The 23,555-nt window shown below is 71.9% G+C and carries 21 protein-coding genes and 1 riboswitch; of the genes, 8 read left to right on the top strand and 13 right to left on the bottom strand.

Annotated features, from left to right (window positions below; translation table 11 throughout):
• Positions 1–8: 8 nt before the first annotated feature.
• Together K313_RS0101075 and K313_RS21880 are read right to left on the bottom strand one after the other, a co-directional pair.
• Positions 9–1,742 carry an alpha/beta hydrolase gene (locus K313_RS0101075; protein WP_029210058.1) on the bottom strand — a complete coding sequence of 578 codons (1,734 nt, stop codon included), beginning with the start codon at positions 1,740–1,742 and terminating at the stop codon, positions 9–11.
• A gap of 109 nt (positions 1,743–1,851) precedes the next feature.
• Positions 1,852–3,768: an HNH endonuclease signature motif containing protein gene (locus K313_RS21880; protein WP_029210057.1), complete on the bottom strand. Its 1,917-nt coding sequence runs from the start codon at positions 3,766–3,768 to the stop codon at positions 1,852–1,854.
• A 249-nt stretch (positions 3,769–4,017) separates the two neighbouring features.
• Positions 4,018–4,149: riboswitch (FMN riboswitch) on the top strand.
• A gap of 127 nt (positions 4,150–4,276) precedes the next feature.
• On the opposite strand from K313_RS21880, the gene ribD reads away from it, so the two are divergent.
• From ribD to ribH, 3 genes are read left to right on the top strand one after another with little or no spacing between them, the layout of a single operon-like run.
• Positions 4,277–5,440 carry a bifunctional diaminohydroxyphosphoribosylaminopyrimidine deaminase/5-amino-6-(5-phosphoribosylamino)uracil reductase RibD gene (gene ribD / locus K313_RS19540; RefSeq protein ID WP_029210056.1) on the top strand — a complete coding sequence of 388 codons (1,164 nt, stop codon included), beginning with the start codon at positions 4,277–4,279 and terminating at the stop codon, positions 5,438–5,440.
• On the top strand, positions 5,440–6,699 hold the full coding sequence (gene ribB, locus K313_RS0101060) for a 3,4-dihydroxy-2-butanone-4-phosphate synthase (protein WP_029210055.1): 1,260 nt from the start codon (positions 5,440–5,442) through the stop codon (positions 6,697–6,699). The genes ribD and ribB overlap by 1 nt, the downstream gene beginning before the upstream one ends.
• 1 nt (position 6,700) lies before the next feature.
• On the top strand, positions 6,701–7,192 hold the full coding sequence (ribH, locus tag K313_RS0101055; protein WP_029210054.1) for a 6,7-dimethyl-8-ribityllumazine synthase: 492 nt from the start codon (positions 6,701–6,703) through the stop codon (positions 7,190–7,192).
• Positions 7,193–7,230: 38 nt separating this feature from the next.
• On the opposite strand, the gene K313_RS23800 is transcribed toward ribH, so the two are convergent.
• From K313_RS23800 to K313_RS0101005, 10 genes are all read right to left on the bottom strand, one after another.
• Positions 7,231–8,649, bottom strand: a complete 1,419-nt coding sequence (locus tag K313_RS23800) for an acVLRF1 family peptidyl-tRNA hydrolase (protein WP_169516801.1) — start codon at positions 8,647–8,649, stop codon at positions 7,231–7,233.
• Between the two features lie 28 nt (positions 8,650–8,677).
• Complete coding sequence (locus K313_RS0101045; protein WP_019284805.1) at positions 8,678–9,166, bottom strand: phosphoribosyltransferase; 489 nt, start codon at positions 9,164–9,166, stop codon at positions 8,678–8,680.
• 72 nt (positions 9,167–9,238) lie between these two features.
• Complete coding sequence (locus tag K313_RS0101040; protein ID WP_019284804.1) at positions 9,239–9,571, bottom strand: metal-sulfur cluster assembly factor; 333 nt, start codon at positions 9,569–9,571, stop codon at positions 9,239–9,241.
• Positions 9,568–10,056 (bottom strand): Fe-S cluster assembly sulfur transfer protein SufU, encoded by a 489-nt coding sequence (gene sufU / locus K313_RS0101035; protein ID WP_019284803.1) that lies wholly within the window; start codon positions 10,054–10,056, stop codon positions 9,568–9,570. Before sufU ends, K313_RS0101040 begins: the two co-directional genes overlap by 4 nt.
• Positions 10,056–11,381, bottom strand: coding sequence for a cysteine desulfurase (locus K313_RS0101030; RefSeq protein WP_029210052.1), 1,326 nt, complete (start codon positions 11,379–11,381; stop codon positions 10,056–10,058). Before K313_RS0101030 ends, sufU begins: the two co-directional genes overlap by 1 nt.
• A complete protein-coding gene (gene sufC, locus K313_RS0101025; RefSeq protein ID WP_029210051.1) occupies positions 11,381–12,163 on the bottom strand; it encodes a Fe-S cluster assembly ATPase SufC in 783 nt (260 codons plus the stop codon). Before sufC ends, K313_RS0101030 begins: the two co-directional genes overlap by 1 nt.
• 4 nt (positions 12,164–12,167) lie before the next feature.
• Positions 12,168–12,527 carry a non-heme iron oxygenase ferredoxin subunit gene (locus tag K313_RS19535; protein ID WP_029210050.1) on the bottom strand — a complete coding sequence of 120 codons (360 nt, stop codon included), beginning with the start codon at positions 12,525–12,527 and terminating at the stop codon, positions 12,168–12,170.
• Positions 12,524–13,756, bottom strand: a complete 1,233-nt coding sequence (sufD, locus tag K313_RS0101015) for a Fe-S cluster assembly protein SufD (RefSeq protein WP_029210049.1) — start codon at positions 13,754–13,756, stop codon at positions 12,524–12,526. Before sufD ends, K313_RS19535 begins: the two co-directional genes overlap by 4 nt.
• Positions 13,756–15,177: a Fe-S cluster assembly protein SufB gene (sufB, locus tag K313_RS0101010; protein ID WP_019284798.1), complete on the bottom strand. Its 1,422-nt coding sequence runs from the start codon at positions 15,175–15,177 to the stop codon at positions 13,756–13,758. The genes sufD and sufB overlap by 1 nt, the downstream gene beginning before the upstream one ends.
• On the bottom strand, positions 15,174–15,950 hold the full coding sequence (locus K313_RS0101005; protein ID WP_205621780.1) for a helix-turn-helix transcriptional regulator: 777 nt from the start codon (positions 15,948–15,950) through the stop codon (positions 15,174–15,176). Before K313_RS0101005 ends, sufB begins: the two co-directional genes overlap by 4 nt.
• A 192-nt stretch (positions 15,951–16,142) precedes the next feature.
• On the opposite strand from K313_RS0101005, the gene K313_RS0101000 reads away from it, so the two are divergent.
• The 3 genes from K313_RS0101000 (at position 16,143) to K313_RS0100990 (ending at position 18,609) form a co-directional block, all read left to right on the top strand.
• Entirely contained in the window at positions 16,143–16,850 is a 708-nt protein-coding gene (locus tag K313_RS0101000; RefSeq protein WP_029210047.1) for an ABC transporter ATP-binding protein, read from the top strand.
• The gene (locus K313_RS0100995; protein WP_019284795.1) at positions 16,847–17,593 is read left to right on the top strand and encodes an ABC transporter permease; all 747 of its coding nucleotides are present in this window, start codon (positions 16,847–16,849) and stop codon (positions 17,591–17,593) included. Before K313_RS0101000 ends, K313_RS0100995 begins: the two co-directional genes overlap by 4 nt.
• 74 nt (positions 17,594–17,667) lie before the next feature.
• A complete protein-coding gene (locus tag K313_RS0100990) occupies positions 17,668–18,609 on the top strand; it encodes a COX15/CtaA family protein (RefSeq protein ID WP_029210046.1) in 942 nt (313 codons plus the stop codon).
• Positions 18,610–18,908: 299 nt separating this feature from the next.
• On the opposite strand, the gene K313_RS0100985 is transcribed toward K313_RS0100990, so the two are convergent.
• Positions 18,909–19,880 carry a heme o synthase gene (locus K313_RS0100985; protein WP_019284793.1) on the bottom strand — a complete coding sequence of 324 codons (972 nt, stop codon included), beginning with the start codon at positions 19,878–19,880 and terminating at the stop codon, positions 18,909–18,911.
• 249 nt (positions 19,881–20,129) lie between these two features.
• Between K313_RS0100985 and tkt the strand changes: the two genes are divergently transcribed.
• On the top strand, positions 20,130–22,355 hold the full coding sequence (gene tkt, locus K313_RS0100980) for a transketolase (RefSeq protein ID WP_019284792.1): 2,226 nt from the start codon (positions 20,130–20,132) through the stop codon (positions 22,353–22,355).
• A 4-nt stretch (positions 22,356–22,359) separates the two neighbouring features.
• Complete coding sequence (gene tal / locus K313_RS0100975; protein ID WP_019284791.1) at positions 22,360–23,466, top strand: transaldolase; 1,107 nt, start codon at positions 22,360–22,362, stop codon at positions 23,464–23,466.
• The last annotated feature ends 89 nt before the right edge of the window (positions 23,467–23,555 follow it).

Raw genomic sequence — 23,555 nt, 5'->3', positions numbered from 1 at the left:
CTGACAGGTCAGCCGGTGACCAGGTCCACCGCCCGGATGTCGAGGCTGCTCGAGGCCCTCCCACCGGTGAGGTCGATGCCAGTGACGGTCGACGCAGTCACGGAGCGCGGCATCATCAGGCGGACCGTGCCGATCGCGTAGGTGCCGTTGGCGTCCGCGCCGGCGCGGTTGCGCAGCGCCGGGTGGGTGGCCGGGACGTCGATGACGGTGGGGCGCCCGGACGCGGTGCGGACGGTCACCCGCAGCGGGGAGCCGGCGCGTCGGTCGGCCCGATCGTCGTTGGGGCTCAGCTGCAGGACGAGCTCGCGCACACCCCTGGTCCTGGCGGCCACCCGCACGCCACCGGAGGGGGTGACGGTGACGCGAGCGACGCGGCTCGCGTTCTGGACGTCTCCGCGCTGCGGCTCGGGGCAGGCGTTGGCGGGCTTGGCAGGATTCATCGGGTCGACGTACAGGCAGGGCCGCACCGAGCCGCCGCGGCCGATCGGGCGCATCGAGCCGCGCATCCCGCCGAGGTAGGCGTTGACGCGGGGAGCGTTGGTGACCGCCAGCCAGCGAGCGGGCAGGCCACCGAGGGTGGTGGGGAGGGGGGCGGCGGCCGTCATGGGTAGCGTCGTGCGCGTGCGGCGCACGGTGGCGTCGAGCCACTGGCGGGCGGCCGAGCTGAGGAAGCGCTCGTGCGCCGCCGGTCCCGGGCAGGTGGCGTCGCACCCGGCACGGTCGTCGAGTCGCGTGGAGGACAGGGCGCGGTTGACGTAGTTGTGGCCGAGACCGGGCACCACGCTCATCAGGGCCGGGGTGCGACGGCTCGCGCCGGCGTGCTGCGTGAGCCAGAGCTGGCCCGTGAACTTCGTGTCCTTGTCCCGGTCACCCACGATCCCGAGGAACGGGACGTCCGGGATCATCGGTGTGAACCGCCCGTGGTCGTCGGGGGCGTCGAACGCGCCGCCGTAGGCCATGACCGAGACGATCGGGGAGCTGCTGCGCGACCAGGCCTGCACCAGCGGGCCGGCAACGTAGGCCGAGCGGGAGTGGACGATCAAGGCGGTGCGACGGGCATCGATGGCGCCGTTCAGCCCCTTGCCGAAAGCGGTCGCGCGCCCCGCGCTGGCGGCCACCGTCTCGTCGCGCAGCCGCCCCACGATCGTGCGGTAGCCGGCCTGCTGGTCGTAGGGCTGGGCCATGCCGATGCCGATGAACAGCGGTGCCAGGTCAGGGATGAGCACGCTGTAGCCCTGCTTGGCGAGCGACTCCCCCAGGTAGGTCATGCCGCGGTCGTATCGCACGTCCTTGCCTGGGCACGGGAAGGCGCTGACGTCATCGGCGCAGCCGGGCGAGCGGAGGTGGGACATGATCACCAGGGGTGCGTTGGCGCGCGGACGGTCCGGGGTCACCAGGACGCCGCGGACCGGGGACCGGAACTGTCCCTTGCGCTTGCCCAGCTCCACGTCACCCAGGTCGACGTCCCGGATGACCGCACCGGCCCGCCGGACGGTGGTGGTGGCGGCGCGCTTGCGGTTGACGGGCGAGTGCGGGCCGTCGTTCTCGCCGTCGACGACCGGTGCGGCGGCTGCGCGCGGGAGGCGGGCCTGCTCGACCTGGGACGAGGCCTGGGCCACGGGTGCGGCAGCGAACGTGCCCGCGAGCAGGGTCGCGACGACGGACGAGGACACCAGGGCGGAGGACGCGATCGATCGCGTCGAGGTGGAGCGACGCGACGCGGGGGTGTCGGACGACGACATGGCAGGGGCCTTTCGGGGCTGAGTGGTGCGTGGAACGCGGTTGCACCCCCTCCGACGCCGCACCTATCTCCATGGTTGGTGGACGTCACCTGTGAATCCGGACCCCGCTTCAGGCTGCCAGCGTCAGGACGACGATGAAGCCGCGAGCGCGGAGCGCGCGCACCTTGTCGAGGTCGAGGTGTCGCCATGTCGCCAGATCAGGAACGAGCAGTCCGGGCAGACTCCCTCGCGGCCCCTCGCCGCCGGACCACTCGTCCAGCCCGGGTGCTGGACGCACCTCAGCGGCAGCACGGTCGGCGTCCCGGTGCTCGTGCGCGCCGCCCTCGACGCGCTGTCCCGTGCGGGTCGTCACGTGGAGCCGGCCCTCGCCGTCGAGCCGGTAGTCCCAGTGGCCTCGGGTCTTGAGCTGGTGGTGGTGGCGGCACAGGGCCACGAGGTTGGCCGGGCTCGTCGGACCCGTGGGGTAGGGGGTCACGTGGTCGAGGTCGCACACCTGGGCGGGGCGGGTGCAGCCGGGTGCGCGGCAGGTGAGGTCACGGGCCACGACGTCGTCGCGCATCGTCGGTGTGGGGTGGTAGGAGACCGTGCGGCGGTCGTAGAGGATGCCCGTCACGGGGTCGTGGACAAGCCGGTGCCACCTGCTGTCGGTGCGCAGGGCGATCTCGCGCGCGGTCTTGGCAGGGATCGGACCGATGCCATCCAGGTATCCCGGGTCGTCGCGCAGGCCGAGCAGGGTCAGCAGGTCGACCCGCACGTCGACGTGGGCAGGGGCACGCAGGTCAGCCAGCGCCGCGGCGGTGCGGGCGATCTGCGCGGCCGCAGCCTGTGCGGCACGCGCGCGCTCGCTGTCCGCGGCGGCCAGCTCCTTCTGCTGATGCAGCTCGGAGGCGACCTGCTCCTCGTGGTCGCGGAGGATGAGGTCGGCGAACGGAGATCCGGGGTCTGGGTGCACCCACGGGTCCGGAGCCGCAGGGGTGACGTCGGCACCCGAGCTGCCCGCTGCGGCAACCACATCGGGGGCCGACCTGGCCGCCAGGGTGCCGAGATCGCCACCCCCGGGTCCCGGTGCCCACGGCCGATCGGCTCCCTGCGGCGCGGCTGCGCCGGACGTCGGTGGGAGGAGATCCCTGGTCTCCGGCTGGATCACGTCTCCGGTCCCTGGCCGGGCCGTGGTCGTCCCGTGCGTGAGCAGGGCCAGAGCGATGTCAGCACGCAGCTGCGCCAGCCGACGTGAGTCGCCGCCCTGCTTGGCGGCCCGGGCGAGCTGGTCGATCCGGCCCTTGGCCGCCGCCACCTGATCCGGGTGCCCGGAGAGGCCGAGCTGGGCCACGCCGTGGTCGTCGACCCGGCTCCACACGTCACGCTCCTCGAGGCGCCGGGTGCGCTCCTCCTCGGCGGTGCGCACCCGTGCCGTCTCGTGGACCACCCGCTCGCGCAGCCGGCGCAGGAAGCGCGCGTGGCTCAGCGTCGCCTCGGGCGAGAGGTCGTCGGGGGCGTGCCCGTGCTTGGGCGCGAGGACTCGGTCGAGGACGCGCTCCGCCGCCTCGTCGGGCAGGGCGGCCGTGTCGTCGCGCACGGCGGTGGCGCGTTCGAGGGTGGTGCGGCCATGGGTCAGCGCGCTCAGCAGCGCCCCCAGGAACTCGCGTGGCGAGGCGGCCAGGCGCGAGCGCCGCTGCACCTCGTGCAAGGCCAGGCCCGTGGCGGTGACGATCTCGGCGTCGGCCACCCGATGGCCCTCCGCGACGGCCTTGGCAGCCCGGCTCGGGGACGGGTCGGGACCCGCGAGCGCGCCCAGCTCGGTGGCGATGCTGTCCTGCAGCTCCGCGTGGGCGGAGATGGCCAGGGCCTGTAGATATCCGGTCAGGCGTTGGACCGCCACCACGCGGGCCAGGGCGACCTGCTCCAGCACCTCTGAGTCCGAGCGCGGCTCGGCCCCAGGGGGTGTGTCGGTGGTGGCGGCCAGGATCGTCTCCAACGCCTCGACGATCACGTCGGGCAGACCGAGGGAGCGGGTGTCGATGATCATGTGAACCGCCCCCTTCCCCGACCGCAACGCCCCACCGTGGGACCTGGTCCCAAGATACCGCGTCAGGCCGGTCCAGGCAAGGGCCTAGAGGGATATTTCCGCAGGTCAGAGCCGGTGCAACCCGGCCGATGCCGCCTGCCGTGCAGGCCCCGGGAGTGCGGCGAAACCGAGGCGCACAGTCATCCGCCCCTCCGATGGCCGCGACGGACGTCGAGGTGGGTCCACAGGCCGTTGTGGCATAGTCGACGGCACGTGCTCCGGGGTCGGTGCAATTCCGAGCCGGCGGTGACAGTCCGCGACCCGACCACCTCTCGAGGTGGGCGGTTGACCTGGCGGAACTCCAGGACCGACGGTGAAAGTCCGGATGGGAGGCAGCACGAGAGGTGCCCGAGAGGGTGCCTCGACGCAGGGCACCCTGCGGCAGGCCGTATGCCGGCCCGGCCAGCCAGGGTGTCCGTCGCCGTCATTCCCCGGGGCTCGCGCACCAGCAGCGAGCGAGAGGGACGAGATGACCGGCCAGACCGCCGCCGACGACCGGGGCGAGCACGGCGAGCACGGCGAGCACCCCGAGCACGGCCAGCACGAAGAGCACCTCGAGCAGCACGGCCACGGGGACCGTGAGCAGCGCGAGCGCGACCTCGTGCTCCTGCACCGCGCCGTAGCCCTGGCCGCCAACGGCCCCGCGGCTGACGCCAACCCGCGTGTCGGTTGCGTCCTGCTGGGCAGCGACGGCGAGGTCGTCGGCGAGGGCTGGCACCGCGGCGCCGGCACGCCGCACGCCGAGCTGGCCGCGCTCGCTCAGGCCAGGGCCGGAGGCCACGACGTCCGCGGCGGCACCGCCTACGTCTCGCTGGAGCCCTGCAACCACACCGGACGCACGGGCCCGTGCGCCGAGGCCCTGGTCGAGGCGGGGGTCCGACGAGTCGCCTATGCCCTTCCCGACCCCAACCCCGTGGCCGTCGGGGGTGCCGACACCCTCCGCGCGGCCGGTGTCCGGTGCGACCTGGTGCCGGTGGAGGGGGCCGCCACGATGGTCGAGGCCTTCGTGCACGCCGTGACCCACGGCCGGCCCTTCGTCACCTGGAAGCTCGCCGCCACGATCGACGGCCGCTCGGCGGCGAGCGACGGCAGCAGCCAGTGGATCACCGGCCCTGCGGCCCGCGCCGACGTGCACCGGCTGCGAGCCACCGCCGGAGCGGTCGTGGTCGGCACCGGCACCGTGCTCGCCGACGATCCCCGCCTGACGGTGCGCGACGCCGACGGGTCCCACCACGAGCGGCAGCCGGTGCGCGTGGTGGTGGGCCGTCGCGACATACCGCCCACGGCCCGGGTGCTCGACGACGGCGCCCCGAGCCTGCTCGTCCGCGAGCGCGACCCGCACCTGGTCCTCGCCACCCTGCACGAGCTGGACGTCCGTCACGTGTGGCTCGAGGGCGGCCCCACGACGGCCGCCGCCTGGCTGCGGGCCGGGGTGGTCGACCGGGTCGTGGCGTATGTCGCACCCGCGCTGCTCGGCGCCGGCGCGGCCGCGGTGGGGGATCTCGGGGTCGCCACCATCGCCGACGCGCACCGCCTCACGACCACCGACGTGGCCGTCCTCGACGGCGACGTCAGGATCACCCTCCGGCCCCAGCCGGTGCACCATCGCGTCGATCACCCAGGAGGACAGTGATGTTCGTCGAGCCACCCATCCAGGACGCCCTGCAGGCGCTGCGGGAGGGCCGGCCGGTCCTCGTCCTCGACGACGTGGACCGGGAGAACGAGGGCGACGTCGTCCTCGCCGCGCAGACCATGACCACCGAGTGGCTGGCGTGGACGATCCGGCACTCGTCCGGCTACGTCTGCGCGCCCATGCCCGACGCCTGGGCCGATCGGCTGGCCCTGCCGCTCATGGTGGAGCGAAACGAGGACAGCCTGCGGACGGCCTACACCGTGACCGTCGACGCCGCGGCCGGGGTCACGACCGGCATCAGCGCCGCCGACCGGGCCACGACGCTGCGCACGCTCGCGGAGCCCGACGCGCGACCCGCCGACCTGATCCGGCCCGGCCACGTGGTGCCGCTGCGCGCTCGTGACGGCGGCGTCCTCACCCGCGCCGGACACACGGAGGCCGCCGTCGACCTGTGCCGCCTCGCCGGCCTCTCCCCCGTCGGCGCCATCGGCGAGCTCGTCCACGACACCGGGGAGATGATGCGGACGCCCGACGTCGTGGCCCTCGGCGCCCAGCACGACCTGCCGGTCATCACCATCGCCGCGCTGGTCCGTCACCGCCAGGTGCACGACCGCGTGAGCCTCGCGGCCGGGACCACGGTGCCCACGCGGCACGGGCTGTTCTCGGCATACGGCTATCACGACCTGGTCACCGGGGCCGAGCACGTGGCCCTGGTCAGCCCCCGCGGGACCGACGTCGATGCCGCGCCGCTGGTGCGCGTCCACTCCGAGTGCCTGACGGGCGACGCGTTCGGGTCGCTGCGGTGCGACTGCGGGCCGCAGCTCGAGCACGCCCTCGCGCGGGTAGCGGCCGAGGGCGGGGCCGTGGTCTACGTCCGCGGGCACGAGGGCCGCGGCGTGGGGCTGCTGGCCAAGCTCGCCGCCTATCACGAGCAGGACGCCGGCGCCGACACCGTCGAGGCGCAGGAGCTGCTCGGCCTGCCCGTGGACGCCCGCGAGTACGCCGGCGCGGCGGCCATCCTCCACGACCTGGGTCTGACGCGAGTCCGCCTGATCACCAACAACCCTCGCAAGGTCGACGCCCTCACCGACGCAGGCATCGAGGTCGCCGCGATCGAGCCCTCGCACGTCCCTCCCAACCCCGCCAACGCGGCCTACCTGCGCACCAAGCGCGACCGCCTCGGCCACACGCTCCCCCTCGACGCCGACCCCCTCGACGCCAACCCCCTCGCCCACCCGACCCTCGCCCAGGAGGCATGACATGGCCGGCCACGGCTCCCCCACCCTCACCGTCGACGGCAGCGGCCTGCGCGTCGCGATCATCGCGTCGTCCTGGCACGACACCGTCATGGACGGACTGGTCGACGGCGCCCATCGAGCCCTCGAGCAGGCCGGTGTCACCGACGTGGACCTCGTGCGCGTGCCCGGGTCCTTCGAGCTGCCGGTGGCCTGCGCGCGCCTGGCACCCTCGTATGACGCCCTGGTCGTCCTCGGCGTCGTGATCCGCGGGGGCACACCGCACTTCGACTACGTGTGCAGCGCCGCCACCGACGGCATCACCCGGGTCGCCGTGACGACCGGGGTGCCGATCGGGTTCGGGCTGCTCACGTGCGACGACGACGCGCAGGCGCTGGACCGCGCCGGGCTGCCCGGGTCCCGTGAGGACAAGGGTCACGAGGCGGCGACGGCGGCCGTCGCGACGGCGAATACGCTGCGCGAGCTCGCTCCGCAGGGTCGCCGGCAGACCACCTGACGACCCAGTCCGTCGAGGTCCGTCGAGGTCCGTCGAGCTCAGTCCCGCCAGGCGGGGTCGCGGCCCAGCAGCGCCACGAGCTGGTCGACACGATCGCGGGAGCTCGTCGACACCGGCGCGCCGAAGATCCCCTCCACGCCGCCGCCCGAGGTCACGCGGTTGGCATAGCCGAGGCACGCGTCGACCGCCTCGGGCACGAGCGTCACCGGCACCCCGGCACCCCGCGCGAGGTCCCAGGCGTGCACCGTGAGGTCGACGAGCATCTGCGCGGCGTACTCCCGCACCGGGATCCTCCCCGAGCTCACCGACACCTCCTGGTCGTCGTCCCCCACCGCCCCGAAGGCCAGCACCGACCGCGTCTGCGCCGGTCGCCACGCCTCCACGGGATCGTCACCGAGCACGTCGCCGTCGTAGTCGTCGCCCACCTGCTCGACCGTCTCGCCGCCGAGCAGCCGTGGCGCCCAGAGGTGCTCGCTGGTCAGGTGGTTGAGGACGTCGCGGACCGTCCAGTCCTCGCAGGGGCTCTGGCGGCCCCACGCGTCGGCGGGGATGCGCTCGACGAGGTCGGTCACCGCAGCGGCAGCGGCGGGGATCAGCTCGCGGGCATCGGACATCGTCTCTCCGGTCATGCCCTCCACCATGCCACCGCGGCGCGCTCCCGTGGAGGTCGGCTCGTGGATGGTCACGCGGACGGCCCGGGCCCGTCTCAGCTCCTCGCGCAGGATCGCGTGGGTCGGGTCCGGTATGCCGAACGCCTCCCGCCTCGGCAGCCCCCGCCAGGCGGCGAGCCGAGGGTCCTCGAGCACCCGCTCGACCAGCCCGCGGTCACCGCCGAGCACGAGCGCCTCGGCGCCACCGAGCGAGACCGATCCACCAGGCGCTCCTACCCCGCTCGGTGCTCCTCGCCCACCGCGCGCTCCTCCCCCACCGCCCCGATCCCCTGCGGGTCCAGCCCCCGAGCAGATGCGGACGACCTCATCGGCCACGTGCCGCACCAGGGCCTCCGCCTGATTGCGACGCCGCCTCTGGTAGCGCTGCTGCGACCACCCTCCTGCCGCCGTGCGGGACTGGACATAGCGGCTCCCCGCCGTGTGCGCCACGAGGTCGGTGGCGTCCGCGAGGCCCACGGCATATCGGCCTCGTCGCAGCAGGACCAGGGCGAGGCGCGGCTGCGGGCCCGGCCAGCCGACCAGGGTGCGCAGGGACGAGACCGCCTCGCTGCCCGTGGGGTCCAGCGCGTCGAGGCGGGCGACCGCACCGTCCGCCGCCCGCACGACGACGCTGCCCCGGTCGTGGCCCCAGCGGGCGGGGCCGTGCCGGTCGAGGAAGCCGCCGACCCACGAGGTCAGGCGCGCCGGGTCGACGTGGACGTCGTGGGGGCCGTGAACGTGGTGGAGGTGGTGGTCGGCGCCGTCCTGAGGGAGCGCACGGGACGCCCCGGCAGCGTTGCGAGGCACGACACCGCCGGTGGGCACGACACCCAGCTCAGGCGCTGCGGGTGACGGGCGGCTCGACCGACCAGGGGAAGTCGATCCAGGCGTCGGTGCGCTTCCACGCGTAGTCGGGCTTGATGATCGAGTGCGGCTTCTCGTAGATCACGGCGGTGCGCGACTCGGCGACGTGGTCGCGGCAGAACTCGTGCACCAGCTCGAGCGTGCGGCCGGTGTCGGCGACGTCGTCGGCGATGAGGACCTTCATGCCGGACAGGTCGATGGCCTTGGGGGTCGGCGGCAGCATGACCGGCATCTCGAGCCGCTCGTCGACCCCGGTGTAGAACTCGACGTTCATGACCGAGCAGTTCTTGACCCCGAGGGCGTAGCCGAGCGCCCCACCGATCAGCAGGCCGCCCCGGGCGATCGACAGGACCACGTCGACCTCGTAGCCGTCGTCGACGATCGCCTGCGCCAGCTCGCGCATGGACCGCCCGAAGTCGGCGTAGGTGAGGATCTCGCGGTCGGCGGGGGGCGTCGTCATACGGCCCATTGAACCGCACGAGGCCCCCTCGCTCCGAGTCGAGCGAGGGGGCCTCGTGCGGTGCGTCGACGGTCAGACGTTGAAGCCGAGGGCGCGCAGCTGCTCGCGGCCGTCGGGGGTGATCTTGTCCGGGCCCCACGGCGGCATCCACACCCAGTTGATGCGGTGGTCGGCGACGAGGCCCTCGAGGGCCTGCGCGGTCTGGTCCTCGATGACGTCCGTCAGTGGGCAGGCCGCCGACGTCAGCGTCATGTCGATGACCGCGTTGGACTGCGGGTCGACGGTGATGCCGTAGACGAGGCCGAGGTCGACGACGTTGATGCCGAGCTCGGGGTCGACGACGTCGCGCATGGCCTCCTCGACGTCCGCGACGTTGGGCGGCAGGGTGGTGGTCTGGTCGCTCATGCTCGTGACTCCTTGCTGGTCTGGCTGGTGCTGGAGATGTCGACGCCGGCCTGGGCGAGGGCGTCGACCATGGCGGTCCATCCGAGGAGGGCGCACTTGACGCGGGCGGGGTACTGCGCGACGCCGGCGAAGGCCACGCCGTCGCCGATGACCTCCTCGTCCCCGTGGTCGGCACCCTTGCTGGTGAGCATGTGCCGCATCGCCCCGAAGGTCTCGAAGACCTCGGACAGCGGGCGGCCGATGCACTCCTCGGCAAGGACCGACGTCGACGCCATCGAGATCGAGCACCCGAGCGCGTCGTAGGACACGTCCTCGAGGGTGATCTGGTCCGGCGAGCCCGCGGTGCGGTCGACGTGGACGCGCAGCGTCACCTCGTCGCCGCAGGTCGGGTTGACGTGGTGCACCTCGGCCTCGTAGGGCTCGCGCAGCCCCGGGTGCCGGGGGCGCTTGGAGTGGTCGAGGATGAGCTCCTGGTACAGGTCCATCAGCTCGCCTCCTGCTCCTGCGCGACGTCGAGCCCGAAGATCGCGGGGACCCTGTCGAGGGCCGACAGCAGCGCGTCGACCTCGTCCACGGTGTTGTATGGCGCGAAGCTCGCCCGCGTGGTCGCCGCCACGCGCATCCGCCGGTGCAGCGGCCAGGCACAGTGGTGACCGACCCGCACCTCGACGCCCTGGTCGTCCAGGACCTGACCGACGTCGTGGGCGTGGGCGCCGTCGACGACGAAGGCCACGGTGGAGCCGCGGTCCTCCAGGGTCGTGGGGCCGACGACCCGCACCCACGGACGCTGCGCGAGACCGGCGAGGAGCCGCTCGGCGAGCATCGTCTCGTGGGCGTGGACGCGGTCGATGCCGAGCTCGTCGAGGTAGTCGCACGCCGCGGCCAGGCCGACGGCCTGCGCGACGTTCATCGAGCCGGCCTCGAAGCGCAGCGGCGGAGCGGCATACGTGGTCTGCTCCATGCGCACCACGGCGATCATCGAGCCACCGGTGATGAACGGCGGCATCGCGGCGAGCAGCTCGGTGCGTCCCCACAGGACACCGACCCCGGTGGGGCCGAGCATCTTGTGACCGCTGAACGCGGCGAGGTCGACCCCGAGCTCCTGCACGTCGACGCCCAGGTGCGGCACGCTCTGGCAGGCGTCGAGCACGGTGATCGCGCCGACCTCGCGGGCGCGGGCCACGAGGGTGTGCACCGGGTTGATGGTGCCGAGGACGTTGGACACGTGGGTGAAGGCCAGCACCTTGGTGCGCTCGTTGACGACCTCGTCGAGGTTGCTCAGGTCGAGCCGGCCGTCGTCCGTCACGCCGAGCCAGCGCAGGGTGGCGCCGGTTCGTCGGGCCAGCTCCTGCCAGGGCACGAGGTTGGCGTGGTGCTCCATCTCGGTGATGCAGATCTCGTCACCGGGACCCATCGAGAACCGCTGCGCCACAGCGGGGTCCGCGCCGTCCATCGCGCCGTCGAAGCCGGCGTTGCTGAAGGCGTAGGCCACGAGGTTGAGCGACTCGGTGGCGTTCTTGGTGAAGACGATCTCGTCCGGCGTCGGCGCACCGACGAACCGCGCGACGGTGGCGCGGGCGCCCTCGTAGGCGTCGGTCGCCTCCTCCGAGAGCAGGTGCGCGCCGCGGTGGGCGCCCGCGTTGACGGTCTCGTAGTAGTGGCGCTCGGCGTCGATCACCTGGGACGGCTTGTGCGAGGTGGCCCCGCTGTCGAGGTAGACGAGCGGGTTCCCGCCGCGCACGGTGCGCGCGAGGATCGGGAAGTCGGCCCGGATGCGGGCCGACTCCTCCGGGGTGAAGACGTCGGTCATCAGACCGTCGCGGGCGCGGCCGCCGGCGCCGGCGCGTTGACGAAGCGGTCGTAGCCCTCGTCCTCGAGCCGGTCCGCGAGCTCGGGCCCGCCCTCCTCGACGACCTTGCCGTCGACGAAGACGTGGACGAAGTCCGGCTTGATGTAGCGCAGGATCCGCGTGTAGTGCGTGATGAGCAGGACGCCCACGTCGCCACCGGACTTCACCCGGTTGACGCCCTCGGACACGATCTTGAGGGCGTCGACGTCGAGGCCGGAGTCGGTCTCGTCGAGGATCGCGAAGGACGGCTTGAGCAGCTCCATCTGGAGGATCTCGTGGCGCTTCTTCTCGCCGCCGGAGAAGCCCTCGTTGACGTTGCGCTCGGCGAAGGCCGGGTCCATCTTGAGGTCGGCCATCGCGTTCTTGACGTCCTTGACCCAGGTACGCAGCTTGGGGGCCTCACCGGCGACCGCGGTCTTGGCGGTGCGCAGGAAGTTGGACACCGTGACGCCGGGCACCTCGACGGGGTACTGCATCGCGAGGAACAGGCCCGAGCGGGCGCGCTCGTCGACGCTCATCGAGAGGACGTCCTCGCCGTCGAGGGTGACGGTGCCGCTGGTCACCTGGTACTTCGGGTGACCGGCGATGGCGTAGGCGAGCGTGGACTTGCCGGAGCCGTTGGGGCCCATGATCGCGTGGGTCTCCCCCGAGCGGACCGTGAGGTCGACGCCCTTGAGGATCTCCTTGGAGCCCTGCTCGGTGTCGACCGAGACGTGCAGGTCGTTGATCTGCAGAGTGGCCATTGGTTCAGTTCTCCTTGCTGGCGGACTGGGCGCTGACGCGCTGGTCGAGGGTCCCGTGGACGTCCACCAGGACGTCGTCTCCCTCGAGCATGACGGGATAGACCGCGACGGGCACGGTCGCGGGTGGGGTGTTGGGCTCGCCGGAGCGCACGTCGAAGGAGCTGCCGTGCAGCCAGCACTCGAGCTGGCATCCGTCGAGCTCGCCCTCCGAGAGCGACACGTTGGCGTGCGTGCAGGTGTCGTTGACGGCGTGGAACTCGCGCTGGCCCGTGCGGGCGAGGGCGATGGTCACGCCGTCCACCTCGGCGGCCGCGACGCGGCCCACCGGGATGTCCTCGACCTGGCAGACGACCTCGTAGCTCACGCGGTGGCCTCCTTCGGCGACCCGGACCCGGTGGCGACAGGCGCTGCCGCGAAGGCCGCGTCGACGGAGTCGGCGAGCTCGCGGTCGATGACCTCCATCAGGCGGGCCTGGGTGTCGGTCACGCCGATACGGTTGATGATGTCGGCGAAGAAGCCGTGCACCACCAGGCGGCGGGCCTCGCGCTCGGGGATGCCCCGGGCCTGGAGGTAGAACAGCTGCTCGTCGTCGAACCGGCCCGTCGCCGCCGCGTGACCGGCGCCGACGATGTTGCCGGTCTCGATCTCGAGGTTGGGGACCGAGTCCGCGCGCGCGCCGTCCGACAGGACCAGGTTGCGGTTGAGCTCGTAGGTGTCGGTGCCCTCGGCCGCGGCGCGGATGAGGACGTCGCCGACCCACACCGAGTGGGCGGTGTCGCCGCGCAGGGCGCCGCGGTACTCGACGTTCGAGGTGCAGTGCTGCGCCTCGTGGTCGACGAACAGCCGGTGCTCCTGGTGCTGCGCCTCGTCGGTGAAGTAGACGCCGAGGCACTCGGCCGAGCCGCCGGGGCCGGCATACCGCACGTTGGTCGACAGCCGCACGATCGAGCCGCCGAGGGTGACCGCGATGTGCTTGACGGTCGCGTCGCGGCCGACGAGCACGTCGTGCTGAGCCAGGTGGATCGCGTCGTCGTCCCACTCCTGCACGGTGACCACCGTCAGGTGCGCGCCGTCACCGACGCGGATCTCGACGTTGGCGGTGCACTGGGCCGAGCCCTGGTGCGACAGCAGCACGGTCGCCGAGGAGTGCGCGCCGGCGTCGATGACCAGGTGGCCGTTGATGCGCGCCTGGTCGGACCCACGCACGGTGAGGCGGGCGGCCTCGCCGAACTCGCGGCCCTGCGGGATCTGCACGACGTGGCCGTCCGCGAAGGACGTCCAGGCCGCGGCCGAGGCGCGGTCGGCCGGCGTGAGGACCGTGCCGAGCCGCGGGTCGCCGGCGGGGACCTCCGACACCTTGATGCCCGCGGGCACCTGGATGTCGGTCTTGATGCCGGCCACGTCGGACGGCGCCTGCTGGAACAGCTCCTGCAGGCGGTCGACCGGCGTGAAGCGCCAGTCCTCCTCGCGACCGTTGGGGACCGGGAAGTCCGCCAGGTCGTAGGAGGTGCGGCGCTCGCCGCGCGACTGGTCCGGGACGTAGGCCTCGGGGACCCCGGCGAGGGTGGGGGGTGACTTGAGCTCGACTGGCATCAGCCGACGGCTCCTTCCATCTGAAGCTCGATCAGGCGGTTCAGCTCGAGGGCGTACTCCATGGGCAGCTCGCGCGCGATGGGCTCGACGAACCCGCGCACGATCATGGCCATGGCCTCCTCCTCGGACATCCCGCGGGACATGAGGTAGAACAGCTGGTCGTCGCTCACCTTGGACACCGTCGCCTCGTGGCCCATCTGCACGTCGTCCTCGCGGACGTCGACGTACGGGTAGGTGTCCGAGCGGGAGATGTCGTCGACGAGCAGGGCGTCGCAGCGCACGTTGCTCCTGGAGCCGTGCGCGCCCTCGGCGATCTGGACCAGACCGCGGTATGACGTCCGGCCGCCACCGCGGGCCACCGACTTGGACACGATGGAGCTCGAGGTGTGGGGCGCGGCGTGGACCATCTTGGCGCCGGCGTCCTGGTGCTGGCCCTCGCCCGCGAAGGCGATGGACAGCGTCTCGCCACGGGCGTGCTCGCCGAGCAGGAAGACCGCGGGGTACTTCATCGTGACCTTGGAGCCGATGTTGCCGTCGACCCACTCCATGGTGGCGCCGGCCTCGCAGGTGGCTCGCTTGGTGACGAGGTTGTAGACGTTGTTGGACCAGTTCTGGATGGTCGTGTAGCGCACGCGGGCGCCCTTCTTGACGACGATCTCCACGACCGCGCTGTGCAGCGAGTCGGACTTGTAGATCGGCGCCGTGCAGCCCTCGACGTAGTGCACGTAGGAGCCCTCGTCGGCGATGATCAGCGTCCGCTCGAACTGGCCCATGTTCTCGGTGTTGATCCGGAAGTAGGCCTGCAGCGGGATGTCGACGTGGACGCCCGGCGGGACGTAGATGAAGGAGCCGCCGGACCAGACCGCGGTGTTGAGGGCGGAGAACTTGTTGTCGCCCGCAGGGATCACGCTGGCGAAGTACTCCTTGAAGATGTCCTCGTGCTCGCGCAGCCCGGTGTCGGTGTCAACGAAGATGACGCCCTTCTCCTCCAGGTCCTCGCGGATCTGGTGGTAGACGACCTCGGACTCGTACTGCGCGGCCACACCGGCGATGAGGCGCTGCTTCTCCGCCTCGGGGATGCCGAGGCGGTCGTAGGTCGCCTTGATCTCCTCGGGCAGCTCCTCCCAGGAGGTGGCCTGCTTCTCGGTGGACTTCACGAAGTACTTGATGTTCTGGAAGTCGATGCCCGTGAGGTCGCTGCCCCAGCTCGGCATGGGCTTCTTGTCGAACAGCCGCAGGGACTTCATCCGCAGGTCGAGCATCCACTGCGGCTCGTTCTTGCGCGACGAGATGTCCTGCACCACGTCGGGGTTCAGGCCGCGCTTGGCGGTCGAGCCCGCGACGTCGCTGTCGGCCCAGCCGTACTCGTATCGGCCGAGACCCTGCAGTCCAGGGTTCAGCTCCTCGATGTTGGTGGTCATCGCTCGGACCTTTCGTCGGGGTCGGTGGGGTGGGGGTGGATGAGGTCGTCGGTGTGGGTGTCCGGCGGGGCGCTCAGCGCGCTCACCGGCACGAAGGTGGTGCAGACGTGCTCGCCGTGCGCCAGCGTCGCGAGGCGCTGGACGTGCACGCCGAGCAGCCGGGAGAAGGCCTGCTGCTCGGCCTCGCAGAACTGCGGGAAGGCGGACGCGACCTGCTGGACGGGGCAGTGACCCTGGCACAGCTGGACGCCCAGCGTCGTCGAGCCGTCCGCCAGCGTGAGCGGGCGGCTGGACGCGGCATACCCGTCCCTGGTGAGCACCTCGGCGAGCACCCGGGAACGGGCCTCGGGAGTCTCGCCGGCCGACTCGACCAGGGAACGGTAGCGGTCCTCGAAGGACGCGACGTGCTGGTGGGCGAAGGCCTCGACGGCGTGCTCCCCCACCTGCTCGGACAGGTAGCGCAGGGCGGAGGTGGCGACGTCGTCGTACGAGCTGTCCAGGGCCTGGTGACCGGCCGAGGTGAGGACGAAGGCGCGGGCCGGACGGCCACGACCACGGGTCGCGGGCGCGCTGGCGTGCTCCTCGATCAGCCCGGCGGCGGTGAGCGCGTCGAGGTGCCGGCGGACGGCGGTGGTGGTGACGCCGAGCCGCTCGGCGATGGCGGTCGCGGTGATGGGGCCGTGCTCGGAGACGAACTGCTGGACGCGTCCGCGCGTGCCGGACTCCCGCACCGCCTCGACGGTCCGGGCGCGCTGCGGGGTCAGGTCACCCATCGCGTCTGCCTCACGTCCGATAAACACAACACCAGTGTTACCTAATTCCCTGGGAGGCATCTACCAAGGCTTGCCTATCCTCGGGTGGTGCCCGGTCCGGGCCGCCCTCGCCCAGGCCGACCCTTCCATCATCACGCGCGTGACCCGGTCCGCCGCAGGGCGATCCGGGGATCCCGCGTACACTCGCCGACCGTGACGGTAGCGGTGACCACCGAGCGGCTGCGCAGGAGCTTCGGCTCGGTGCGGGCCGTCGACGACATGACCTGGAGCGCCGAGCTCGGTCGGGTGACCGCGGTCCTCGGGCCCAACGGTGCCGGCAAGACCACGACGATGGAGATCCTTGAGGGCCTGCAGCGACCCGAAGAGGGCATCGCGCGCGTGCTCGGCACGGACCCGTGGAACGCGTCGGCCGAGCACCGGGCCCGCGTCGGGGTGATGCTCCAGGACGGCGGGCTGCCCAACGGCGCCAGGCCGGTCGGTCTCCTGCGCCACCTGTCCAGCCTGTATGCCGACCCGGTGCACCTCGACGACCTGGTCTCGCGGCTGGGGATCGATTGCTTCGCCGGCACGACGGTCCGCCGTCTGTCCGGGGGGCAGCGGCAGCGCGTGGCCCTGGCCGCGGCGCTCGTGGGCAACCCCGAGGTGGTGTTCCTCGACGAGCCGACCGCCGGACTCGACCCGCACGCGCGCCTCGACGTCTGGGACCTCGTCCGCGAGACCCGGGACCGCGGGGTCGGCGTCGTCGTCACGACCCACTCCTTCGAGGAGGCCGAGCGCCTCGCCGACCATCTCGTCGTCATCAGCGACGGGCGCGTCGTCGGGGACGGCTCCCCCGACGACCTGTGCGCGGGCCGGTCCCTCGAGGACGTCTACTTCGAGCTGACGAGGAAGGCCCGATGAGCCGCCCCGCACCCACCGCCGCGCGCGTGCGCGCCCAGGCGACCTTCGACACCCTCACCTTCCTGCGCAACGGCGAGCAGACGCTCGTGTCCATCGTGCTGCCCGCCCTGGCGCTGGTGGGCGGGGTGCTGGCGCCCTGGCCCGACCTCGGACCCGGCCGCCGCGCGGACGTGGTCGTGCCCGGCGTCCTCGCCCTGGCCGTGCTGTCGAGCGCGTTCACCGGCCAGGCCATCCAGACCGGTTTCGACCGGAGGTATGGCGTGCTGAGGCTGCTCGGGGCGTCGCCGCTCGGCAAGGGGGGCCTGGTCCTCGCCCGCGTCCTCGCGGTGATGGCGGTCCAGGTGATCCAGTTCGTCGTGCTGTCGGCCGTGGGCCTGGCGATGGGCTGGCGACCCGACGTCGTGGGCGTGCTCCCCTTCGTCGCGTTCTGGCTGCTCGGGACGGCGACCTTCGTGGGGTTCGCGCTGCTGTTCGCCGGCACGCTGCGGGCCGAGGCGACCCTGGCGCTGTCCAACCTCGTGTGGGTCCTCATGCTGGGGCTCGGTGGGGTGCTGATCCCCGGGTCGAGCCTGCCCGAGCCGTGGTCCCGGGTCGTGTCCTACCTGCCGTCCGCCGCCCTCGGTGACGGCTTCCGCTCCGCGTTCGAGCACCACGGGCTGCCGCTGCAGGCCCTGGTGGTCCTGCTGGTCTGGGGTGCGATCCTCTGCACCGCCGCGGCCCGGTTCTTCCGCTGGTCCGACTGACCCGGTCGCCGCTCGACGGGGACGCACCCGGGCCCCTCGTCAGCGCTTGTGCACGCGCGCACTAGGCTGGGCGGGTGAGCACCTCGACCACCCCCGGCGCACCGACCCACTCCCCCACGGACGTCGTGGCACCACCCCGCGGGGCGCGCGACTGGATGTGGATCGCGCTGATCGCCAATCTCGTCGGCAACATCGCGATCATCCTGACCGGAGGTCTGGTCCGGCTGACGGGATCGGGCCTGGGGTGCCCCACCTGGCCCGAGTGCACCCCCGGGTCGCTGGTCCCGACGGGCGACCAGACCGAGGGGTTCCACAAGTTCATCGAGTTCGGCAACCGGCTGATGTCACCCGTGCTCGTCGTCGTCGCGCTCTGGGTGCTGGTCCTCGCCGTCCGGCGGTTCTGGAGGTCCCGTCGGCGCTTCGTCTACGCCTGCGCGATCCCCTTGTTCTTCGTGCTCGTCCAGGCCGTGGTCGGCGGCATCATCGTGCTGGCCAGGCTCGACCCCCGCACCGTGTCCCCCCACTTCCTGATCTCGTTGTTCCTCGTCGCCAACGCGACCTACCTGCTCTACCGCTACCGCGAGGGCGACTCGGCGCCGGAGCGTGTCGTGCCGACCGTCGTGCAGCGCCTCGCCTGGGCAGCGGCCGCCGTGGGCGGCGTCGTGTGCGTGCTCGGCACCGCCGTCACCGGCTCGGGCCCGCACAGCGGTGACAAGTACGAGAACGTCCGCTTCGGCTTCGACCCGCACGCCACCAGCTGGCTGCACGCGGACGCGGTCATGCTCTTCCTCGGGCTGACGGTGGCGCTGGTCGTCGCGTCGCGTCTCGTGGACGTGCCCGCGCCGTTCCGCCGGGCCTGGGACTGGACGCTCGCGCTGTCGCTGCTGCAGGGCCTGGTCGGCTACGTGCAGTACTTCACGGGCCGCCCGATCGCCGTCGTCGCGGTGCACCTGCTGCTGTCCGCCGTCTTCACGGTCCTGCTGACCCAGGGCGTCCTCACCGCGCGTCGCCGCTGACCGCTCCCCACGATCGTGAGGGTTTCGTCCAAGAATGTCGGACGAAACCCTCACGTTGTTGTGGGGTGAGCGGGGTGAGCGGGGTGAACGTTTGGTCCTGGCGGCGGGCGCTCGGCATACGAGCTGGCGGCCCGGCACCACGATCAGCACGATCAGCCCGGGTTGGTCACGTCAGCCCGCCCACGTCACGTCAGCCCGGGTTGGTCACGTCAGCCGGGGTTGGTCACATCAGCCGGCCTCGGGCACATCGGCCTGCCGTGCGAAGGCGGGCGGATGTGACTACCTGAGGTAGGTCTGTGCTAGCCGAGGGAGGTCGGGAGGGGGAGGTGCACGAGGGGGTCGATCGCCACGGCCATGAACAGCAGCGTCACGTAGGTGATCGAGTAGTGGAACAGCCGCATGGGCTTGAGCGAGGCCATCGTGGCGTTGGCGGGGTCCTTGGCGCGGCCCAGCAGCTTGTAGGACTCGAGCAGGAACAGACCGCCGGACAGGATCGCCGTGACGAGGTAGATCCAGCCCATGCCGGCCACCGGGACCAGCACCAGGGAGATGAGCGCCGTCGCCCAGGCGTACGCCACGATCTGGCGCGCGACCGAGGTGTCCTGCTTGAGAACGGGCAGCATCGGGATGCCGGCGGCGGCGTACTGGTCCTTGAACCGCATCGACAGCGGCCAGTAGTGCGGCGGCGTCCAGAAGAAGATCCACAGGAACAGCACGATCGGCGTCCACGAGATCGACTCGGTGACCGCCGCCCACCCGATGAGGACGGGCATGCAGCCCGCGACGCCGCCCCACACGATGTTCTGCGAGGTCCGGCGCTTGAGGACGAGCGTGTAGAAGATGACGTAGAGCAGGATCGCGCTGACCGACAGGACCGCCGACAGCCAGTTGACCAGGAAGCCCAGCCACAGCGTCGACACCACGGTGAGGACGATCCCGAAGCGCATCGCGTTCGACGGGGAGATCTCGCCGGTCACCAGCGGGCGGTTCTGCGTCCGCGCCATGAGCCGGTCGATGTCACGGTCCAGGTAGCAGTTGAGCGTGTTGGCCGCACCCGCGGACAGCGAACCACCGACCAGGGTGTTGACGACCAGCCAGAAGTCCGGGAACCCGCGCTGCGCGAGGAACATCACCGGGAAGGTCGTCACGAGGAGCAGCTCGATGATGCGGGGCTTCGTCAGCGCCATGTAGTTCTTGACGGTGTAGGAGAAGCGCGACGACGAGGCACCGGTCCGGTCACGCGGCGCGGTGCGCGGCTGCGAAGCTGTCACGGTGTCCTTCGGTCGTCGGGCGCGAACCAGACCGTGTGCCGTCGGGGCCGGGCGAGCGCTCGCGCCGACAGCAGGGGGTCGCGGATAGGCCTCCCGATCCTATCCCTTCCGGGGAGCGGGAGCGAAGGCGCGCGACGCGCCGCGCGGCACCGGCCGCTATGACCTCGCCCACGCCGGATCAACGTCACGCGCGGTGGGTAGGAATGGATAGGCTCGATGTGACTCCGACCACGAAGGAAGTGTGACCACGTGAGCATCACCCCCCACGCCAACGGCCGCCAGGTGTCCGACCCCGTCGCCGAGCAGGTCGGCTGGAGCGACGTGGACGTCCGCGCCGTCGACACCGTGCGCACCCTGGCGGCGGACGCCGTGCAGAAGACCGGCAACGGTCACCCCGGGACCGCGATCAGCCTCGCTCCCGCCGCCTACCTCCTCTACCAGAAGGTCATGCGCCACGACCCCGCTGACCCGCACTGGCTGGGCCGCGACCGCTTCGTCCTCTCGGCCGGGCACTCGAGCCTGACGCAGTACATCCAGCTGTACTACGCCGGCCTCCTCGAGCTCGGCGACATCGAGGCCCTGCGCACCTGGGGCTCCAAGACCCCGGGCCACCCCGAGGTGCACCACACCGCCGGCGTGGACCTGACGACCGGTCCGCTCGGGTCGGGCGTCGCGACCGCCGTCGGCATGGCCATGGCGCAGCGCCGCCAGCGCGGGCTCTTCGACCCTGAGGCCGCCCCCGGCGAGAGCATCTTCGACCACGACGTCTACTGCATCGCCGGTGACGGCTGCATGATGGAGGGCGTGGCGAGCGAGGCCAGCTCCCTGGCGGCCACGCAGCGCCTCGGCAACCTCACCCTGATCTACGACCAGAACCAGATCTCCATCGAGGACGACACGGACGTGTCCTTCTCCGAGGACGTGGCGGCGCGCTACGAGGCCTACGGCTGGGACGTGCGCGTGGTCGAGTGGCGCACCAAGCACGGGGTCCGCGACGAGGACTACGTCGAGGACGTGGACGCGCTCCACGCCGCGATCGAGGAGGGCCGCAAGGTCCTCGACAAGCCGACCTTCATCGTGCTGCGCACCGTGATCGCCTGGCCCGCCCCCACCAAGCAGGGCACCGGCAAGTCCCACGGCTCGGCTCTCGGCGACGACGAGATCAAGGCCATGAAGTCGCTCCTCGGCTTCGACCCGGACCAGACCTTCGACGTCTCCGACGAGGTCCTCGCCCACGTGCGCAAGGTCCGCGACCGCGGCGCCGAGCTGCGCAAGGGCTGGGACCAGCGCTACGAGGCGTGGCGCTCGTCCCACGCCGAGGCTGCCGCCCTGCTCGACCGCGTCCGGGCCCACGAGGTCCCCGAGGGCTACGCCGAGGCGTTCCCGACCTTCGAGCCCGACGACAAGGGCCTGGCGACGCGCGCGGCGTCCGGCAAGGTCCTCGGCGCCCTCGCCGACGTGCTGCCCGAGCTGTGGGGTGGCTCCGCCGACCTCGCCGAGTCCAACAACACGACGATGGGTGGTCAGCCCTCCTTCGTGCCCGAGGACCGGCAGACCTCCGAGTGGCAGGGCGGCCCCTACGGCCGCACGCTCCACTTCGGCGTCCGCGAGAACGCCATGGGCATGATCGTCAACGGCATCGCGCTCGAGGGCCTCACCCGGCCCTACGGCGGCACCTTCCTCGTCTTCTCCGACTACATGCGTCCCGCCGTGCGCCTGGCGGCGATCCAGGAGGCGGACTCGATCTTCGTGTGGACGCACGACTCGATCGGCCTGGGCGAGGACGGCCCCACCCACCAGCCGATCGAGCAGCTCGCCTCGCTGCGCGCGATCCCGGGCCTGGACGTCGTCCGCCCGGCCGACGCCAACGAGACCGCCCACGTGTGGCAGACCATCCTGACCCGCCACGGCAACCCGACCGGCATCGCCCTGTCCCGCCAGGCGCTCCCGATCCTGGACCCGTCCTCGACCTCGGTCGAGCAGGTCGCCAAGGGGGCCTACGTGCTCGTCGAGGGCAGCAAGCCGACCCCCGACGTGATCGTCATGGCCACGGGCTCCGAGGTGTCGGTCGCCATCGCCGGCGCCGAGCAGCTCGAGGCCCAGGGCGTCGCGACCCGCGTCGTGTCCATGCCCTGCCAGGAGTGGTTCGCCCAGCAGGACGAGTCCTACCGCGAGCAGGTGCTCCCCAAGGCCGTCAAGGCCCGCGTCAGCATCGAGGCCGGCTCCACCATGGGCTGGCGCGACTACGTCGGCGACGCCGGCCGCGTCATCGGCATCGACCACTTCGGTGCGTCGGCCGACGCCAAGACGCTGTTCACGGAGTTCGGCTTCACGCCGGAGGCCGTCGTCGACGCCGCCAAGGCCTCGATCGCTGAGTCCGGCGACCCCACCCCCGGCGACACGGCGCCCGGCTACGCCTCCAAGGACCCGGGCTTCGAGTCCTCCGCCCCGGCCGAGCGCCAGGAAGGCAAGTGATCGTATGACGAGCAAGAACCTCGAGGCCCTCGCGGCCGCAGGCGTCTCCATCTGGCTGGACGACCTGTCCCGAGAGCGCATCTCCACCGGCAACCTGCAGGAGGTCGTCGACACCAAGGGCGTCGTGGGGGTCACCACCAACCCCTCGATCTTCGCGTCGGCCCTGGCCAAGGGCGAGAAGTACACGCCCCAGGTCAAGGAGCTCATCGCCGAGGGCGCGGACGTGGAGCGGTCGGTGTTCGCCCTGACCACCACCGACGTCCGGGACGCCTGCGACATCATGCGTCCCGTCTACGACCGCACCGACGGCGTGGACGGCCGCGTGTCCATCGAGGTCGACCCGCGGCTGGCGCACGACACCGAGCGGACCGTGCAGGTGGCCCAGGAGCTGTATGCCGCGGTCGACCGGCCCAACGTCATGATCAAGATCCCGGCCACGGTCGAGGGTCTGCCGGCGATCAGCCGGGTCCTGGCGGAGGGCATCTCGGTCAACGTGACGCTCATCTTCAGCCTGGACCGCTACCGCGCCGTCATGAACGCCTTCATGACCGGGGTGGAGCAGGCTCGCGAGGCGGGTCGGGACCTGTCGCAGATCCACTCGGTCGCGTCCTTCTTCGTGTCCCGCGTGGACTCCGAGGTCGACAAGCGCCTCGACGAGGTCGGCACCGACGAGGCCGCCGCGCTCAAGGGCAAGGCCGGCCTGGCCAACGCGCGCCTGGCCTACCAGGCCTGGCAGGAGCAGTTCGGCACGCCGCGCTGGGCCAACCTCGCCGACGACGGCGCGCACGTGCAGCGTCCCCTGTGGGCCTCGACCGGCGTCAAGGACCCGGCCTACAAGGACACGATGTATGTCGACGAGCTGGTCGCCCCCCAGACGGTCAACACCATGCCGGAGAAGACCCTCGATGCCGCGGCCGACCACGGCGAGATCACCGGCGACACCATCACCGGCACCTACGACGAGTCGGACGCCGTCATGGACGCCCTCGAGCGACAGGGCATCTCGTACGTCGAGGTCGTCGAGCAGCTCGAGCGCGAGGGCGTCGACAAGTTCGAGAAGTCCTGGACCGAGCTCCTCGAGACCGTGCAGGGCGAGCTCGACAAGCACTGAACCTCGAGCAGCCTCACCGCTGCCGACCGGCCCCACCACAGCGACGTGCGAGGGTCCCCGCCACCACGGCGGGGACCCTCGCGACTCGT

The sequence above is a fragment of the Arsenicicoccus bolidensis DSM 15745 genome (genome assembly GCF_000426385.1).
Lineage (GTDB): Bacteria > Actinomycetota > Actinomycetes > Actinomycetales > Dermatophilaceae > Arsenicicoccus > Arsenicicoccus bolidensis.
Note: the sequence above shows the minus strand (reverse complement) of the source record. Positions and strands in the feature narration are given on the sequence as shown.

What these genes read in the sequence shown, in the direction of transcription:
- K313_RS0101075 (WP_029210058.1), bottom strand. Translation starts at nt 1,742, where the DNA reads ATGTCGTCGTCCGACACCCCCGCGTCGCGTCGCTCCACCTCGACGCGA.
- K313_RS21880 (WP_029210057.1), bottom strand. Translation starts at nt 3,768, where the DNA reads ATGATCATCGACACCCGCTCCCTCGGTCTGCCCGACGTGATCGTCGAG.
- ribD (WP_029210056.1), top strand. Translation starts at nt 4,277, where the DNA reads ATGACCGGCCAGACCGCCGCCGACGACCGGGGCGAGCACGGCGAGCAC.
- ribB (WP_029210055.1), top strand. Translation starts at nt 5,440, where the DNA reads ATGTTCGTCGAGCCACCCATCCAGGACGCCCTGCAGGCGCTGCGGGAG.
- ribH (WP_029210054.1), top strand. Translation starts at nt 6,701, where the DNA reads ATGGCCGGCCACGGCTCCCCCACCCTCACCGTCGACGGCAGCGGCCTG.
- K313_RS0101045 (WP_019284805.1), bottom strand. Translation starts at nt 9,166, where the DNA reads ATGACGACGCCCCCCGCCGACCGCGAGATCCTCACCTACGCCGACTTC.
- K313_RS0101040 (WP_019284804.1), bottom strand. Translation starts at nt 9,571, where the DNA reads ATGAGCGACCAGACCACCACCCTGCCGCCCAACGTCGCGGACGTCGAG.
- sufU (WP_019284803.1), bottom strand. Translation starts at nt 10,056, where the DNA reads ATGGACCTGTACCAGGAGCTCATCCTCGACCACTCCAAGCGCCCCCGG.
- K313_RS0101030 (WP_029210052.1), bottom strand. Translation starts at nt 11,381, where the DNA reads ATGACCGACGTCTTCACCCCGGAGGAGTCGGCCCGCATCCGGGCCGAC.
- sufC (WP_029210051.1), bottom strand. Translation starts at nt 12,163, where the DNA reads ATGGCCACTCTGCAGATCAACGACCTGCACGTCTCGGTCGACACCGAG.
- sufD (WP_029210049.1), bottom strand. Translation starts at nt 13,756, where the DNA reads ATGCCAGTCGAGCTCAAGTCACCCCCCACCCTCGCCGGGGTCCCCGAG.
- sufB (WP_019284798.1), bottom strand. Translation starts at nt 15,177, where the DNA reads ATGACCACCAACATCGAGGAGCTGAACCCTGGACTGCAGGGTCTCGGC.
- K313_RS0101005 (WP_205621780.1), bottom strand. Translation starts at nt 15,950, where the DNA reads ATGGGTGACCTGACCCCGCAGCGCGCCCGGACCGTCGAGGCGGTGCGG.
- K313_RS0100995 (WP_019284795.1), top strand. Translation starts at nt 16,847, where the DNA reads ATGAGCCGCCCCGCACCCACCGCCGCGCGCGTGCGCGCCCAGGCGACC.
- tal (WP_019284791.1), top strand. Translation starts at nt 22,360, where the DNA reads ATGACGAGCAAGAACCTCGAGGCCCTCGCGGCCGCAGGCGTCTCCATC.